The following is a 16,542-nucleotide window of genomic DNA, read 5'->3' on the forward strand; positions in this document are numbered from 1 at the left end:
CACGGCGTGCCCAGACCCCCGCGCCTCCCCCGGCCCTCCGGGCTCGCCGGGATCGCCGCCCGTGCCCGGCTCACCCGGCTCACCCGGCTCACCGCGGTCGCCCGGCTCCTCGCCGTGCTGCGCGCCCTCGCGCTGCGGATGGGGCGCTCGCCCGCGGCGCGCCGGGCGGGCGCCTGGTGCGAGGCCAGGGCGCCGCGCCTGGTGGCCTCCTGCCGCCACCACGCCCTCCGCGCCACCGCCCCGCTCCGCCGCGCCGCCCCGGCGGGAACGGGCGACGCGGCGGGGCCCGATGGCGCCCCCGCCCCGGGAGGGGGCCCGGCCCGCCCGGCCGCGAGGACCAGGCACCAGCGGCTCTCGCTCACCAGCCGCCGTCTGGAGACGTCCGCCGCGGCGGTGGCGGTCTCGGTGGGCCTGCTCGCCGGGTTCTTCTGGCCCGGCGGCGCCGACGGCATGCGCGAGGCCCGGGCGTCGAGCGGCATCGCCGAGGGCGTCTCGCGCCCCGGCGCCGTCGACGCCCCGGCCGCCGCGCCCGACGCGGGTTCCACGGCGGACCTGGACCCGTCCATATCGGGCCAGCCGTCGGACGTGGTGGCCCCACCCATGGTCCGGGCGGACCCGATCCGGGTCCGCATCCCCCAACTGGCCACCGACGTCGAAGTCTTCGGCGCCGACCTGTCGCCCGACGGCGGCCCGCCCTCCCCCTCGGAACAGGACGCGATGCGCGCCGCCTGGTACTCGGGCGGCGTCGCGCCCGGCGAGCGCGGCGCGGCCATCCTGGTCGGGCACCTGGACACCTACGACGGGCCCGCCGCGTTCGCCGGACTCGGCTCGCTGCGGCCCGGCGAGAACATCGAGATCGACCGCACCGACGGCCAGGTCGCCGTCTTCACGGTCGACTCGGTCGAGCAGTACCCCAAGTCGGACTTCCCCGACGAGCGGGTCTACGGCTCGGTCGACACCCCGCAGCTCCGGCTGATCACCTGCGGCGGACGCTGGTCCGAGGGCGGCGGCTACGACTCCAACATCGTGGCCTACGCCCGGCTGACCGCCTCGTCGGTCTCCGCCAGCTCCCCCAGCAGCCAGGTCCCGGCGTACGAGCCGGGGTTGAACGGGTCGTAGTGCCCCACGCCCGGCAGCAGCCGCAGCCGGGAGCCGTGCCGGGCGGCGTAGGACCGGGAGAGCCCGGCCGGCACCTGGCGGTCCTCGGCACCGTGCACCAGCAGCACGGGGGCCGCCGGGGACGGCAGCCGCAGCGGGTCCGCCTCCGGCGGCGCTCCCCCGAGGAACGCCGCCACCGCGCCGCCGCCGAGCGCGAGTTCGGCGGCCCGCCGCAGGTCGCTGACGGCCGCGACCGCGACGGTCGCGGCGATCCGCCCCGGCGCGCGGGAGGCCGCCCACAGCGCGAGGTGGCCGCCGGCCGAGTGCCCGGCCAGCACCACGGGCCCCTCGCCCGGCAGCACGGCGAGCCCGGCGCGCACGTCGTCGAACGTCTCGGGCCACCCGCCGCCCCCGCCGGTCCGCCGGTACTCCGCGAGCGCCACCGGGACGCCCCGCCCGGCCAGCGCGACGGCGAACGGCACCAGGTAGGCGCGGTCGTACGCCTGCCGCCAGAACCCGCCGTGCAGCAGCACCACCCGGGGCGTGCCCTCGCCGTACACGTCGACGACCTGCGCCGGGTCCTCCCCGTACCGCAGGACCAGGTCGGGCGCCCTCCCGCCCGGCAGCCCGAGCAGCGCGGCGGCCTCCACCGCGTCCCGCCCCGTCTCGGGCGCCCCCTCGGCCTCCGGCGCCCCCTCGGTCAACGGGCCTCCTCGCCCGCCGGGTCGAGAGCCCGGCCGAGCTCCCACGCCGCGCGTTCGGCGTCCGCGAACGTCGTGTAGAGCGGGGTGAAGCCGAAGCGCAGCAGGTTCCGCGGCCTGAAGTCGCCGACCACGCCCCGCGAGACCAGGAGGGCGTGCACCTCGGCGGCGTTCTCGCAGTGGACCGAGACCTGGCTGCCGCGCCGCGCGTGCTCCTCGGGCGTGACCGGCCTGGCCAGGGCGCCCGGCACATACCGTTCCAGGCAGGCGAGGAAGAAGTCCGTCAGCGCCAGGGACTTCGCCCGCACGGCGCGCAGGTCCACGCCCTCCCACACGCCGAGCGCCGCGTCGAGGGCCAGCAGCGACAGGATCTCCGGCGTGCCGACGCGGCCCCTGACCGGCCCGTCCGCCGGGGCGTAGGACGGATCCATGGCGAACGGGTCGGCGTGCGAGTTCCACCCGGGCAGCGGGGAGTCGAAACGGGCCTGGTGCTCGGCGCGCAGATACAGGAACGCGGGGGAGCCGGGCCCCCCGTTCAGGTACTTGTAGGTGCAGCCCACCGCCAGGTCGACGCCCGCCGCGTCCAGCTCGACCGGCAGCGCGCCCGCGCTGTGGCAGAGGTCCCAGACGGCGAGCGCCCCGGCCGCGTGCAGGGCCTCGGTGACCGCCGGGAGGTCGAACAGCTCGCCGGTGCGGTAGTCCACGTGGTTCACCAGGGCGGCGGCCGTGCGCGGCCCGGCCGCCGCCGGGATCTCCGGCACCGTCACCGGGCGCAGCGTGCGCCCGGTGAGCCGGGCGGCGGAGGCCGCGATATAGCCGTCGGTGGGGAAGGTGGCGGCGTCGACCAGGATCTCGTCCCGCTCCTCGTCCGCCATCCTGACCGCGCCGACCAGTGCCTTGAACAGGTTGACGCTGGTGGAGTCGCCGACGACCACCTGCCCCGGCGCCGCGCCCACCAGCGGCGCGATCGCCTCGCCCACCCGCTCCGGCGCCGTCCACCAGCCGGCCTCGGTCCAGGAGCGGATCCGCAGCGCGCCCCACTCGCGGGCGACCACCTCGGCCAGCCGCTCCGGGACGTCGCGCGGCAGCGCGCCCAGGGAGTTCCCGTCGAGGTAGACGGTGTCGTCCAGCACGAAGCGCGCCCGCAGCGCCCGCAGCGGGTCGGTGGCGTCCAGTTGTGCGGCGCGCCCGCGCGGTTCAGACCTGGCCACGGGCGGTCCACAGCTCCGGGAAGACCCACCGGCTCGCCCGCTTCTCCAGCCAGGCCACGCCGGGCGAGCCGCCGGTGCCGATCTTGCCGCCCATCGCGCGGCGGGTGGCGGCGAGGTGGTCGTTGCGCCAGCGCCACACCAGCTCGGCCACCTCGGTCAGCGCCTCCCCGAGCCGCAGCAGGTCGCCGCCGTCCGGGCCCTCCTCGCCCGCGGCGTAGATCCGCTGCCAGGCCGCGGCGACGGCCGGGCTCTCCTCGTAGCGCCGGCTCAGGTCCCGGTCCAGCACCTCGTCCGGGATGCGCTCGCCGTGGCGCGCGAGGTAGGCCAGCACGTCGTCGTACAGGCTCGGTTCGCGCAGGGACTTCTCCAGCTCCGCGTGGGCGCGGGGCGTGCCGCGGTGCGGGACCAGCATGGACGCCGCCTTGTCGCCGAGCAGGAACTCCATCCGCCGGTACATCGCCGACTGGAAGCCGGAGCCGTCGCCCAGCGCGGGCCGGTAGGCGTTGAACTGCCGGGGCGTGAGGTGCGCCAGCGGCTCCCAGGAGGCGTTGAGCGCGCGCATCTCGTGGGCCGAGCGGGCCAGCGCGGCCAGCGCGTCGGGCAGCCGGTCGGCGCGCAGCGCGTCCGCCGCGGTCCGCCACTCGTGCACCAGCACCGTGAACCACAGCTCCATGACCTGCGTGGTGACCAGGAACGCCATCTCGCCCGGGTCGTCGGTCAGCGGGTGCTGGAGGTGGGTGAGCACGTCCGCCTGGACGTAGTTCTCGTAGGGGGTGGGTTCTTCGCCGAAGTCCGTCACCGGTTGCGACATCGTTGTCTCCTTGGGCGGCCTTGATTCCCACGTCAGCGTACGTGCGGTACGGGCAAAGGCGCCCCGCGGGGGCGGGGCGCCTCGGTGGTGGTGCTCGGGGCGGTGGGCCGGCGCGCCGGCACGCCGTCGGGCCGGCTCAGGACAGCGTGTCCGCCGCGGTCGGCGAGCTGTCCCGGAGGAACTGGGCGCACCGCTCGTACTCCTCCTGCTCGCCGATGGTCTGCGCCGCCCGGGCGAGGGCGTGCAGGGCACGCAGGAAGCCGCGGTTGGGCTCGTGCTCGAACGGGATCGGGCCCTGGCCGCGCCACCCGCTGCGCCGCAGGGAGTCCAGGCCGCGGTGGTATCCGGTGCGGGCGAACGCGTACGACTCGATGGTGCGGCCCTCCGCGAACGCGTCGTCCGCGAGCTGCGCCCAGGCCAGCGATGAGGCCGGATACTTCGCCGCCACCTCACCCGGAGCCGTGCCGGCGGCGAGCAGTTCGCGGGGCTCCGGGTCGTCGGGCAGGTGGGTCGGGGGCGTGCCCCCGAGCAGATTCTCGTGAATGGCCATGCCGACCAGTCTGCCGGTTGGCCGCGCGAAGGCCCAAACGCCCGGGCCCGCGTGCGGCGGTCGGCGTGCTACTTCAGCCGGGTGCCGGTGGACCTGAGGTGGCCGCAGGCGGCGGTGACGCGCTCGGCCATGCCCGCCTCGGCGAGCTTGCCCCAGCTGCGCGGGTCATACGTCTTCTTGTTGCCGACCTCGCCGTCCACCTTCAGCACGCCGTCGTAGTTGCGGAACATGTGGTCGGCGATGGGCCGGGTGAACGCGTACTGGGTGTCGGTGTCCAGGTTCATCTTGACGACGCCGTTGCCCAGCGCGGTGGCGATCTCCTCCTCGGTGGAGCCGGAGCCGCCGTGGAAGACGAAGTCGAACGGGCTCTGCTTGCCGTACCGCTCGCCCACACCCTCCTGGAGGTCCTTGAGCAGCTCGGGGCGGAGCACGACATTGCCCGGCTTGTAGACGCCGTGGACATTGCCGAAGGAGGCGGCCAGCAGGTACCGGCCCTTCTCGCCCAGGCCCAGCGCCTCGGCGGTGCGCAGCGCGTCCTCGACCGTGGTGTAGAGCTTGTCGTTGATCTCGTGGGTGACGCCGTCCTCCTCGCCGCCGGTGGGCGTGATCTCCACCTCCAGCACGATCTTGGCGGCGGCGGCACGGGCCAGCAGCTCCTCGGCGACCTCCAGGTTGTGCCTGAGGGTCTCGGCCGAGCCGTCCCACATGTGGGACTGGAACAGCGGGTTCCCGCCGCGCGCCACGCGCTCCTCGGAGATCGCGATCAGCGGGCGGACATAGCCGTCCAGCTTGTCCTTGGGGCAGTGGTCGGTGTGCAGCGCGATGTTCACCGGGTACTTCTTCGCGACCACATGGGCGAACTCCGCGAGCCCGCTGGCACCGGTGACCATGTCCTTCTGGTACTGGCCGCCCAGGAACTCGGCGCCACCGGTGGAGATCTGTACGATGCCGTCGCTCTCCGCCTCGGCGAATCCGCGCAGCGCGGCGTGCAGGGTCTGCGTCGAGGTCACGTTGATGGCCGGATAGGCGAACTGGCCTGCCTTCGCCCGGTCGAGCATCTCGTTGTAGACCTCGGGGGTCGCGATGGGCATCTGTCCGCTCCTTGGAGTCTGCGTTGCGTGCGTTGCGTGCGACAGCCCGAATATCCTCCCAGACCGCCATCACGGCGCGGGCGAGCGCCCAAAGTTTCACGTGAAACGACTACGGAGCGTGAGATCCCGCCGGAGCCGCTCAGGCGAGGCCGAGGTCACCCAGCCGGAACGCGGGGTAGTACGGCAGCCCGGCGGCCTCGACGGCCGCCGCCGCGCCCCGGTCGACGATCACGGCGACCCCGGCCACCTCGGCCCCGGCCTCGCGCAGCGCCTCGACGGCCGTCAGCACCGAACCACCCGTGGTGGAGGCGTCCTCCACGGCCAGCACCCGGCGGCCCGCCACATCGGGCCCCTCGATGCGGCGCTGGAGGCCGTGTGCCTTGCCCGCCTTGCGCACCACGAAGGCGTCGAGACGGCCCCCGCGCGCCGCGGCGGCGTGCAGCATCGCCGCGGCGACCGGGTCGGCGCCCAGCGTCAGCCCCCCCACGGCGTCGTACTCCAGCTCCGCGGTCAGGTCCAGCATCACCTGGCCGACCAGCGGCCCGGCCTCGCCGTCGAGGGCGATGCGGCGCAGATCGACATACCAGTCCGCCTCCTGCCCCGAGGAGAGCACCACCTTGCCGTGCACCACGGCCTTGCTCGTGATCTGCCGCAGCAGTTCGTCTCGCGCGCTCATGGCCCCCGAGCCTATGCCAGGACGCTCCAGGCCCAGCGGGTGGTGATCTCCAGCGGCTCCAGCTCGGTGACCAGCCGGGGGCGGGAGTTCAGGCCGTCCGGCGGGCCGGACTGCGGCTCGACGCAGACGGCCTCGTCCAACTCGTCGTAGACCACCGCCCACGGGGAGCGGCTGGTGACCGAGAGCTCCAGCTCGCCGGGCCAGGTCAGCGAGACGTCCACGCCGTCGGGCATGCCGAAGGTGTCGTCCCAGGGTCCGGGACCCGGCTCGACGCGACGGCCGGTGGGGAGGTGGTCCTCGCCGCGCTCCTCCTGCCACTCGGCGTCGAAGTCGATGCGGACGCCCTGCCCATCGGGGCTGAGGGTGCGCAGGAACCACGGGTGCCAGCCGGCCTGCGCCGGGAAGGAGGCGCCCAGGGTCTCCACGCCCAGCGTGAGCGTCACGCCGCCGCCGTCCTCGTCCAGTTCCACCAGCTGGGTGACGCGCCCCGGGTACGGCCAGGGATCGGTCAGCTCGCAGAGCAGGACCGCCGAGGTGGCGTCCCCGCGGACGGTGCGCCACTGCCTGCGGCGGACCGTGCCGTGGATGGCGTGCGGGGCGCCGTTGGTCGGCATCTGGTGAACGGTGCCGCCGTTGCGGAAGCGGCCGTCCCTCATCCGCCCGCACCAGGGGGCCATCACGAAGGAGCCGAACCGCTCCCCCTGCCGGAGCAGCTCGGTGCCTCCGACCACGAGCGAGGCGATCCGCCCGCCCTGGTCGGGCCGCAGCACCAACTCGGTCCCGCCTGCGGAGAGTCGTACACCACGGTCGGTGTCATGAGTCGTCACGGTATGACGATAGCCCCGGCTCCGCCGCCCTGCCGTCACCGACGGCCCGGTGGGGAGCGGGCCGTCTAGGGTCTGTCCGGCGAATCCTCGCGGGCTCCCGACGCCGGCTACGGCACCTCGCCGCGTTACCGAATCGCCCCGGTACGACCAAGTACGAGGGGCGACCCGGTGCCTTGCGATGCACCGCATCCGACGCCGCTCGCTATCCACGAAGATCCGCCGGACAGACCCTAGCGACGGCGCCGGAGGGCGCGGGTGATCAGGACTGCGGTGGCCACGGCCATGGCCGCCGCGGGGGCCGCCCAGCGGAGGGTGGCGGCGCCCGAGGAACGGCCCGGCGCGGGCTCGGGGGCGTAACGGCCCCGGGGCGGCGCGTGGTCCACCTCCTCCGCGCTGCGGCCGATCATCGTGCGACGGGCGAAGTCCGCCTCCGGCTCGGGCAGGAGGCCGGACTCGTCCTCCTCCACCGCCGGGTCGAGCGTGGGCGGCGGGATGTCGATGTCCGGAAGCTCGGGCTCGGGCTCCGCCTCCGCCGAGGGCTCGGGCTCGACCGGGGGCACCTCCCGGATCGCGTCCGGTGGGGGCACCTCCCGGACGGAGTCTGGGGGAGGGATTCCCGGGATGGCCCGCTCGTTGTCGTCGGGCTCGCCGATGCCGCCGCCCACCGCCGGAGGCTGCCGCTCCTCGTCCGCCAACTCGTCCGCCAGCGCCTCGGCGAAACGATCCAGCAGCCGGCGCCCCGCCGCCTCGCGCTGCTCGGCCTCGACGTCCTCCATGCGCCCCTTCGCCTCCACCGTGCCGGTGAACGCCAGCACCGTGCCCGTCCCGTCCTCGGCCTCCCGCGGCGCCACGGTGAGCAGCAGCGTGGCCGTCCCCGAGCCCCGGGCCTCGTGGCCCTGCGCCTCGACGGTGAAGGACTCGCCCCCGCCGGTCACCGTCAGACCGCCGCGGTAGGTGATGGTCGAGGAGCCGATGCGCAGCCGCAGGCGGCCCGCGGGGGCGAGGGGATCGCCCTCCGGGTCGAGCTGGAGCCCCGGCACGCAGCGGGCGACCCGCTCGGGCCGGCCGAGCGCACTCCGCACCGTGGAGGGGGCATACGGCAGGAAGACCTCGTGCTCCATGGCGCGGAGCCTACCCACTGCCCGGCGCATAAGGCACTCCCGCTGGCAAAAGCACCGGATGTGCCGCCGCTCGGCCGACCGGGTGCTCCCGCACCTCCTCCTCGGCGGACCGCTCCAGGGGACCGACGGCCGCCGCGCAGGCGAGCAGCACGCCGACCACCGCGGCGTTGAGCAGGAGGAGGCGGCGCCTGACCCGCCGGGACAAGTCGCCGCGGAAGAGCCACAGCACCACGACCGCGCCCGCGAGCGCGTTGACCACGCCGGTGCACAGCGCGGCGTTCAGCTGGCCGAGCAGCGGGAGCAGAAGAAAAGGGAACGCCAGCCCGCCGAGCAGCGCCCCGACATAGTCGGCCGCGGAGAGATCCGCCACCGCGCGGTCGGCGTCCTGCTCGCGGATGCGCTGGATCAGGGTCATCAGCAGCGGCATCTCCGCCCCGATCAGCACGCCTATGGCGAGCGAGAATCCCACCAGCAGCGGCCTCGCGTCGCCGAACATCAGGAAGCAGAGGTGCAGCGCCGTCGCCGAGCAGCCGCCGACCAGCGCGAGCACCGCCTCGATCAGGCCGAAGTTGGCCGCGGCGTGCACCCGGAGCCGCTTGGCACCCAGCGAGCCGATGCCCATGGCGAAGACCATCAGCGACAGCACGATCGACGTGTAGGTCACGGTGTCGCCGACCAGGTAGTCGGCGAGCGCGATGAGCTCCAACTCGTAGACCAGGCCGCAGGCGGCGCAGATGAAGACGGCGACGAGAACCAGAAAACGCCCGATCCCCGCCGATACGGGAAGCCCGTCAGCCGCTGGACGCACGGCCGTTGGGCTGTCGGCTTCGGGCGTGTCGATCATGAACCGAACGTTACGTCACACCCCGGGTTCATCACGTCACCCACAGGAGTGCACTTCCGGTGATCGGCCACGGCCGTCACCCGCGTCCTGGTGGCGACCAGGCGCATCTCCTGCGGGTAGGAGTGCCAGGTCCGCCAGTGCACCTGGGCGCCCTTGCGCTGGGCCAGCAGCGCGGTGAACGCGTTGGGCTCGCCCGGGAAGAGCCCGGCGAGGCCCTGCGGGTGCCCGGAGACCAGGGCCAGCAACTCCTGGGCCCGGCCGGCGAACGAGCCCGCGCTCAGGCTCTCGACGCAGGCCGCGAACTCGTACTCGAAGTGACCGAGCCGCTTGGACACCCCCAGGGGCAGAGGGGTGTTGCTGCCGGGGATGCAGGCGACCGTCTCGGAGCAGGTGCCCTCGGGACAGTCGAGCAGCACCTGGTGCGAGGCGCCGAGGACGCGCAACTGCACGCGGGCGTCGACCAGTTCGAGATCGAGCGTGGCGAGCGCGGGCAGCGGCTCCCGGCCCAGGGCCCAGGCAAGATCGCTCGCTCGCGTGTCGGTGAAGGCGGTGTGGATCGTGGTGAGCATGGGTCGGCTCCCGCATGCGCAGTTGAGGGTGGCGCGGGCCGACCCTCCGGAGACAACGGGAACACCGAATCACGTAACACGCCGCCGCCACAGCGTTTTTACCCAACTTGGCCAGGTTTCCATCCCGTCGGGGTCAGGGTGGGTCAGGTGTTCTCCCCCGGCTCGCCCGCAATGCGAACACATATGCCCGATCAACGCGCGGAGACCCGGAGAAACGCCCCCTTCAGTCCCGATAAAACCCGAAATCATGGTCACGGCTCGGCGTTCTTCACATCTCGGCTGCACAACGGTCACGGTGACGCACTTGTTCCCGCACTCGTCTGTGAGGAAGCTCTCGGCAACTTCACACGAATGGGAAGGCCCAGTAGATGACGCGAATCGGCACAACGTCGAGGCTCGTCGCGGCCATGCTAGGGGGCGTTCTCGTCCTCAGCGCGTGCGGCGGCGACGACGACGACGGCAGCGGCGAGGAGAACGAGAACGGCGGCTCGGGCGGCACCGTCACCTACGGAATGGCCCAGCCGTTCCAGAGCTTCAACAACACCACCGCGTCGGCCAATACCGTCGCCAACGGCCAGGTGCTGGAGAACGTCACCTCCGGCTTCTGGACCTTCGGCAACGAGGACGGCCAGCTGGTCCCGGACACCGACTTCGGCACGTTCGAGCAGACCAGCGACGACCCGCTGACCGTCGACTACACGATCAACGACGCGGCGGTCTGGTCGGACGGCGAGTCCATCGACTGCGACGACATCCTGCTGTGGTGGAGCGCGCAGAGCGGCGCCATGGACGGCCTGTTCTCCGCGATCGGCACCGACGGCGTCGAGGACACCGCGATGCCCGACTGCCAGGCGGGCGGCAAGGCGTTCCAGCTGGTCTACAGCACGCCCTTCGCGGACTGGCAGTTCAACGGCCCCAGCCACGGCAACACCACGATGATGCCCGCGCACGTCGTCGCCGAGCAGGGCGGTCTGTCCCCCGAGGAGTTCCTGGCGGCGCTTCAGGAAGGCGACGGGGCCGCGCTCCAGGAGGCGGCCACCTTCTACAACGAGGGCTGGGCGATCGACGGTGCCCTGCCCGACCCCGCGCTCATCCCCTCCTCCGGTCCCTACGTCATCACCGGCTTCGAGCCGGAGCAGTCGGTGACGCTGACCAGGAACGAGAACTACTGGGGCGAGCCGGGCACGGCCGACACCATCGTCATCCGCACCATCGCGGAGGAGGAGCAGGTCGCGGCCCTCCAGAACGGCGAGGTGGACATCATCGAGCCGCAGCCCACGGTGGACATGGCCAACCAGATCACCGGGGCCTCCACCATCGAGTCGCAGGTCGCCGAGGAATACACCTACGAGCACCTCGACTTCAACTTCAACGAGGGCCCGTTCGCGGACTCGCTCCCGCTCCGTCAGGCGTGGGCGCTGTGCACCCCGCGCGAGACCCTCGTGCAGAATCTGATCCAGCCGGTCGTCCCCGACGCGACCACCAAGGACGTCCGCAACGTGGCGCCCTGGGACCCGGGTTACGAGGTCTCGATCGAGACGGCGGGCGACGCCATCGCGGAGTTCGGCCAGCAGGACATCGAGCGCGCGCGGCAGATCCTGGAGGAGGAGAACGCGGTCGGCACCCAGGTCACCTTCAGCACCCTGGACAACCAGCGGCGCAACGACGCGGGTCAGCTGATCACGGCCGCCTGCGAGGAGGCCGGCTTCGACGTCGAGTTCACCGCCGAGCTCGACTTCTTCGACAGCCGTCTCCCGGAGAACCGCTTCGACGTGGCCATGTTCGCCTGGTCGGGCTCGCCCGACCGCTCCGGCTGGAACTCCACCTACCGCACCGTGGGTGAGTGCTCGCCGACCGGCAAGGGCAACAACAACGGCTGCTACTCCAGCGAGGAGATGGACGCCCTGCTCGACGAGGTGCTGGTCACCTCCGACATGGAAGAGGCCGACCGGATCACCGGTGAGATCGAGGCGCTGCTCTGGGAGGACATGGTGACGATTCCGCTGTACCAGCACCCGGGTATCACCGCCTGGAACCCCGACGTGCAGAACGTCGTCCCCAACCCCTCGCAGAACGGCATCACCTGGAACGCCGACTCGTGGAGCAGAAGCTGACCGGCGGCAGGCCCCGGCCCGCCGTCCGGCGGATTCCTTAGCCGCCGAACGGCATCGCGTCACCCGCCAGTGGGGCCGGGGGTCCGCCAAGACCCCCGGCCCCGCCTGCTGTTGTCCGCTGTTGTCACCGGGCCCGACCCGGGCCCGCTCCCCCTGACCGTCCCCGACCACCCTCAACCCCCTGATCCCCAGGAGTTGCGCCATGCTCGCCTTCATCGTGCGGCGGCTCTTCGTCTCGATCTGGGTCTTCCTCGCCGCCTCGGTGGTGATCTTCTTCCTGGCGGTGAACGTCCGCGACCCGCTGTCCGAGGCCCGGCAGTTGCCAGGCCCGGCCCAGGAAACGGCCGTCGCCGAGATCACCGAGCGGATGCGCCTGGACGACCCGGTTTTCCTCCGCTACTTCCGCTGGCTCGCCGACGCCGTCACCGGTGACCTCGGCGTCAACCGCCAGGGCCAGGACGTCAACGCCATGCTGGAAGGCGCGTTCACGGCAACGCTGCAACTGGTCACCGGCGCGACGGCGCTGGCCATCGTCGTCGGCATCACCATCGGCGTGATCTCGGCGTTGCGGCAGTACACGGCCCTCGATCAGACCGTCACCTTCGTCGCCTTCATCTGCTTCTCGCTGCCGGTCTTCTGGATCGGCACGCTGCTGAAGCAGTTCCTCGCCCTCGACTTCAACGACTGGCTGGCGGAGCCGACGATCTCGCCGCTGTTCATCGGCGGCATCTCACTCATCACGGGCATGGCCTGCGCCTCCCTGATCCTGGGCGACCGCAGAACGCGGCTGATCGCGTTCGCGCTGAGCGCCGCGGCGATGGCGTGCCTGCTGGCCGTGCTGTCGGCCACCGAGTGGTTCGCGGACCCCGGCCTCGGCCCCGTGGTCGTCGCCCTCACCGCCCTCGGCGGCGCGCTCGGGTTCGCGACCCTGGTGAGCGGCCTGGAGTGGCAACGCCCCCTCCAGGCGGCCCTGATGGCCGCGGGCGCGGGCGTGATCGCCATGTTCGCCCTCGACCCGGTCCTCGACGACCCCTCGCTGATCACCCTCGGCGGGCTCGCCGTGCTGACCGCCGCCGTCTGCTTCGGCATCGGCTGGGCCTGGGGCGGCGAGCTCTACCGGGAGGCCGCCATCCCGGCCGCGATCTTCACCGGCCTGTTCACCGGCGCGGTGATCTTCACCGATCGCATGCTGATGAACTTCGACAACTACTCCGAGTCCGTCGGCGGCCGTCCCGTCTCCACCGTGGGCGCCGAGACGCCCAACTACGAGGGAACGTTCTGGGAGTCGGGGCTCGACTCGATCGGCCACCTCGCGCTGCCGACGCTCGCGCTGGTGCTGCTCTCGCTGGCCAGCTACACGCGGTACACCAGGGCGAGCATGCTGGAGGTCATGAACCAGGACTTCGTGCGCACCGCGCGGGCCAAGGGCCTGACCGAGCGCGCGGTCATCACCCGGCACGTCCTGCGCAACGGCTTCATCCCCATCACCACCCTGGTCGCCTACGACATCGGCGCCATCCTCGGCGGCGCCGTGGTGACCGAGCAGGTGTTCGGCTGGTCGGCCATGGGCCGCCTGCTCTTCACCGGCATCGAGCAGGGCGACCCGATGCCGATCATGGCGTTCTTCCTGGTCACCGGCGGCGCCGTCGTGGTCTTCAACATGCTCGCGGACATCGCCTATGCCTTTGTCGATCCGCGTATCCGGCTGTCGTAGAGGAGCTGACCGGTCGTGACACAGAACCCACCGGCCTCCGCGCCGGAGAAGGACCCGGCGGGCCTGCGCAAGGGCCCGCCACCCGAGGCCGCCGATGCCGCGCAGGGCATGACGGTCGTCGCCCGTTCCCAGGGGCAGCTGATCCGGCGCCGGTTCTTCCGGCACCGCGGCGCCCTGGCCGGAATGGCGCTGCTGCTCTTCGTGGTGGTCCTCGCCATCACCTCCATCGGCGCGGGGCCGATCCCCGGCTGGTGGGACAAGGAGCCCACCGCCACCGGGGCCGTCGTGAACAACGGCGACCCGACCCTCGGGCTGCTCCCGGGATTCCTCGGCGGCGGCGGCATCCACTGGGGCGAACACCCCTTCGGCCAGGACAACATCGGCCGTGACTACTTCGCCCTGACCATGCGCGGCACCCAGGTCTCGCTGCTGATCGCGATCATCGTCGGCCTGGTCGCCACGATCACCGGCACCGTGATCGGCGCCACCGCGGGCTACTTCCGCGGCTGGACCGAGGCCGTCCTGATGCGCGTGACCGACGTGGTCATCGCCATCCCGACGCTGCTGATCGCGGGCCTCATCGGCGTGATCATCGCGGACAAGGGCGTGGTGCTCTTCGCGCTCTTCCTCGGCCTGGTGGTCTGGACCCAGATCGCCCGGCTGGTGCGCGGCGAGGTGCTCTCGTTGCGCGAGAAGGAGTTCGTGGAGGCGGCCCGTTCGGTCGGAACCCCCTCCCACCGGATCATCTTCAAGCACATCCTGCCGAACACGATCGGCATCATCATCGTCGCCGCCACCCTCGCGATCGCCAGCGCCGTGCTCCTGGAGTCCGCGCTGTCCTTCGTCGGGCTCGGCGTCCAGCCCCCCGACACCTCGCTCGGCCGGCTGATCACCGACTACCGGACGGCGCTGACCGTGCGGCCCTGGCTGTTCTACTGGCCCGGCCTGTTCATCGTCGCCATCGCGCTGTCGGTCAACTTCATCGGCGACGGCCTGCGCGACGCCTTCGACCCCCGACAGACCCGGGTGCGTGACTGATGTCCCTTCCTCCTGCCACCCCCTCCGTGCCCTCCCCGGCCGCGCCCCTGGACGCCGCGGTCACCGAGGCCGCGGAAGAGGTCCACACCGCCCGGACGCTGGCCGACTCCCGGCCGCCGAGCGACGAGGAGATCCTCACCGTCGAGAACCTGACGGTCGAGTTCCCCACCGACGACGGCCTGGTCAAGGCCGTCCGCGGCGTGGACTACACGCTCCACGCCCGCGAAGTCCTCGGCATCGTGGGCGAGTCGGGCTCCGGCAAGTCGGTCTCCTCGATGGCCCTGATGGGCCTGCTCCCGAAGAACGCCCGCGTCCGCGGCTCCATCCGCTACCGCGGCCAGGAGCTGCTGACGATGCGCCCCAGGGAGCAACGGGCCCTGCGCGGCCGGAAGATCGCCATGATCTTCCAGGACCCCATGACCTCGCTCAACCCGGTCCGCAGCATCGGCGACCAGCTCGCCGAGGCCGTTCTCGCGCACCACCTGGTGCCCCGCAGGAAGGCGCTGGGCCGGGCCAGGGAGATGCTGGACCTGGTCGGCATCCCGCAGCCCGAGAAGCGGCTGCGGGCCTACCCCCACGAGTTCTCCGGGGGCATGCGGCAGCGCGTGATGATCGCGATGGCCATCATCAACGACCCGGACATCATCATCGCCGACGAGCCGACCACGGCCCTGGACGTCACCGTCCAGGCGCAGATCCTGGAGAAGCTCCTGGAGGTCAAGGACGCGGTCAACGCGGCGATCCTCCTCATCACGCACGACCTGGGCGTGATCGCGGGCATGGCGCACAGGACGCTGGTGATGTACGCGGGCAAGCCGGTGGAGATCGGCGGCACCGACCAGGTCTTCTACGAGCCGCGCATGCCGTACACGGCCGGCCTGCTGGGCTCCATCCCGTCCCTTGAGGGCGAGCGGGACGCCCGGCTGCGGCCCATCACCGGCACCCCGCCCTCGCTGATCCACCTGCCCCCCGGGTGCCCGTTCTCGCCGCGCTGCCCGCTGGCCACGGACATCTGCCACGAGGACGAGCCCGCCATCACCGACACCGGCGACGCGCACTACGCCGCCTGCCACCACAGCGACCTGCTGGCCGAGGCGGAAGACGCCACGGCGTTCTTCAAGGAGGGCCGATGACGACCGAGACCGAACCGAGGAAGGACCCCGTCGACAGCACGCCGGACGAGCTGCTGCGCGTCACCGACCTCGTGGTCAACTTCCCCGTGCGCGGCGGCGGTCTGGTCCGCCGGATCACCGGGCAGGTCCAGGCCGTCAGCGGCGTCTCGTTCGCCGTGGGCAGGGGCGAGACCCTGGGCGTGGTGGGCGAGTCGGGCTGTGGCAAGTCGACCACGGGGCGGGCCGTGCTCCAGCTCATCAAGCCCACCTCGGGCTCGGTGCGCTTCGAGGGGCAGGAGATCACCTCCCTGTCCGGCAACGGGCTGCGGCAGGTGCAGCGCAGCGCGGGCATGGTCTTCCAGGACCCGTACGCCTCGCTCAACCCGAAGCTGCCGGTCAACGACATCGTCGCCGAGCCGCTGAAGGTGGCGGGCCGGTGGCGTTCCAGCGGCAAGAAGCGCGTGGCCGAGCTGCTCGAACTGGTCGGCCTGAGCCCCGAGCACGGCAACCGCTACCCGCACGAGTTCTCCGGCGGCCAGCGCCAGCGCATCGGCATCGCCCGCGCGCTGGCGCTCGAACCCAAGCTGCTGGTGCTCGACGAGCCGGTGTCGGCGCTCGACGTGTCCGTGCAGGCGGGCGTGGTCAACCTGCTGGAGGACCTTCAGGACCGGCTCGGCGTGGCGTACGTCTTCATCGCGCACGACCTGTCCGTGGTCCGCCACATCTCGGACCGGGTGGCGGTGATGTACCTGGGCAAGGTGGTGGAGACGGGCACCCGCGAGGACGTGTACGAGCGGCCCTCCCACCCGTACACCCAGGCGCTGCTGTCGGCGGCGCCGCTGGCCGACCCCCGGAAGGAACGCGCCAGGCGGCGGACGGTGCTGACCGGCGACGTGCCGAGCCCGCTCGACCCGCCGAGCGGCTGCCGCTTCCGCACGCGGTGCTGGAAGGCGCAGGACATCTGCGCCACGGAGGAGCCCAGGCTGAAGGAGCGCGGCTCGGGCCATCCGGTCGCGTGCCACTTCGCCGAGGACGCGGAGGTCATCTGAGGTACCGGGCCGGGGG

15 protein-coding genes and 1 pseudogene are annotated in these 16,542 nt (G+C 72.5%); 6 read left to right on the forward strand and 10 right to left on the reverse strand.

The window, feature by feature from the left end:
- Positions 1-6 precede the first annotated feature (6 nt).
- Entirely contained in the window at positions 7-1,119 is a 1,113-nt protein-coding gene (locus ADY01_RS40245; protein ID WP_053170487.1) for a class F sortase, read from the forward strand.
- Here the strand turns inward: ADY01_RS40245 and ADY01_RS03905 are convergent.
- From ADY01_RS03905 to ADY01_RS03950, 10 genes and pseudogenes are all read right to left on the reverse strand, one after another.
- Complete coding sequence (locus ADY01_RS03905; RefSeq protein WP_324612889.1) at positions 1,032-1,802, reverse strand: alpha/beta hydrolase; 771 nt, start codon at positions 1,800-1,802, stop codon at positions 1,032-1,034. The two genes, ADY01_RS40245 and ADY01_RS03905, sit on opposite strands and share 88 nt — an antisense overlap.
- A complete protein-coding gene (gene kynU, locus ADY01_RS03910) occupies positions 1,799-3,010 on the reverse strand; it encodes a kynureninase (RefSeq protein ID WP_049565393.1) in 1,212 nt (403 codons plus the stop codon). The genes ADY01_RS03905 and kynU overlap by 4 nt, the downstream gene beginning before the upstream one ends.
- On the reverse strand, positions 2,997-3,821 hold the full coding sequence (locus tag ADY01_RS03915) for a tryptophan 2,3-dioxygenase (RefSeq protein WP_049565395.1): 825 nt from the start codon (positions 3,819-3,821) through the stop codon (positions 2,997-2,999). The genes kynU and ADY01_RS03915 overlap by 14 nt, the downstream gene beginning before the upstream one ends.
- A 136-nt stretch (positions 3,822-3,957) precedes the next feature.
- Positions 3,958-4,371 (reverse strand): DUF3151 domain-containing protein, encoded by a 414-nt coding sequence (locus ADY01_RS03920; RefSeq protein WP_049565397.1) that lies wholly within the window; start codon positions 4,369-4,371, stop codon positions 3,958-3,960.
- Positions 4,372-4,439: 68 nt separating this feature from the next.
- The gene (gene fbaA, locus ADY01_RS03925) at positions 4,440-5,462 is read right to left on the reverse strand and encodes a class II fructose-bisphosphate aldolase (RefSeq protein ID WP_049565399.1); all 1,023 of its coding nucleotides are present in this window, start codon (positions 5,460-5,462) and stop codon (positions 4,440-4,442) included.
- A 139-nt stretch (positions 5,463-5,601) separates the two neighbouring features.
- A complete protein-coding gene (pyrE, locus tag ADY01_RS03930; RefSeq protein WP_049565401.1) occupies positions 5,602-6,138 on the reverse strand; it encodes an orotate phosphoribosyltransferase in 537 nt (178 codons plus the stop codon).
- 11 nt (positions 6,139-6,149) lie between these two features.
- Complete coding sequence (locus tag ADY01_RS03935; protein ID WP_234320049.1) at positions 6,150-6,965, reverse strand: aldose 1-epimerase; 816 nt, start codon at positions 6,963-6,965, stop codon at positions 6,150-6,152.
- 230 nt (positions 6,966-7,195) lie between these two features.
- Entirely contained in the window at positions 7,196-8,086 is an 891-nt protein-coding gene (locus ADY01_RS03940) for an SRPBCC domain-containing protein (RefSeq protein WP_049565454.1), read from the reverse strand.
- Between the two features lie 91 nt (positions 8,087-8,177).
- A pseudogene (locus ADY01_RS03945) lies at positions 8,178-8,930 on the reverse strand (spermidine synthase); the annotation flags it as partial.
- Positions 8,927-9,499: a DUF2617 family protein gene (locus ADY01_RS03950; protein WP_049565404.1), complete on the reverse strand. Its 573-nt coding sequence runs from the start codon at positions 9,497-9,499 to the stop codon at positions 8,927-8,929. The pseudogene ADY01_RS03945 and the gene ADY01_RS03950, both read right to left, overlap by 4 nt.
- A gap of 407 nt (positions 9,500-9,906) precedes the next feature.
- Here ADY01_RS03950 and ADY01_RS03955 point away from each other — a divergent pair, with 407 nt between their 5' ends.
- From ADY01_RS03955 to ADY01_RS03975, 5 genes are all read left to right on the forward strand, one after another.
- Positions 9,907-11,613 carry an ABC transporter family substrate-binding protein gene (locus tag ADY01_RS03955; RefSeq protein ID WP_234320050.1) on the forward strand — a complete coding sequence of 569 codons (1,707 nt, stop codon included), beginning with the start codon at positions 9,907-9,909 and terminating at the stop codon, positions 11,611-11,613.
- A gap of 202 nt (positions 11,614-11,815) precedes the next feature.
- A complete protein-coding gene (locus ADY01_RS03960; RefSeq protein WP_049565408.1) occupies positions 11,816-13,327 on the forward strand; it encodes an ABC transporter permease in 1,512 nt (503 codons plus the stop codon).
- 15 nt (positions 13,328-13,342) lie between these two features.
- Positions 13,343-14,365: an ABC transporter permease gene (locus tag ADY01_RS03965; RefSeq protein ID WP_234320051.1), complete on the forward strand. Its 1,023-nt coding sequence runs from the start codon at positions 13,343-13,345 to the stop codon at positions 14,363-14,365.
- Positions 14,365-15,498, forward strand: coding sequence for an ABC transporter ATP-binding protein (locus ADY01_RS03970; RefSeq protein ID WP_053170490.1), 1,134 nt, complete (start codon positions 14,365-14,367; stop codon positions 15,496-15,498). The genes ADY01_RS03965 and ADY01_RS03970 overlap by 1 nt, the downstream gene beginning before the upstream one ends.
- Positions 15,495-16,526 (forward strand): ABC transporter ATP-binding protein, encoded by a 1,032-nt coding sequence (locus ADY01_RS03975; protein ID WP_049565409.1) that lies wholly within the window; start codon positions 15,495-15,497, stop codon positions 16,524-16,526. Before ADY01_RS03970 ends, ADY01_RS03975 begins: the two co-directional genes overlap by 4 nt.
- Positions 16,527-16,542: the final 16 nt, after the last annotated feature.

Origin of the sequence: Streptomyces sp. SBT349 (genome assembly GCF_001083795.1) — a bacterium.
Lineage (GTDB): Bacteria > Actinomycetota > Actinomycetes > Streptomycetales > Streptomycetaceae > Streptomyces.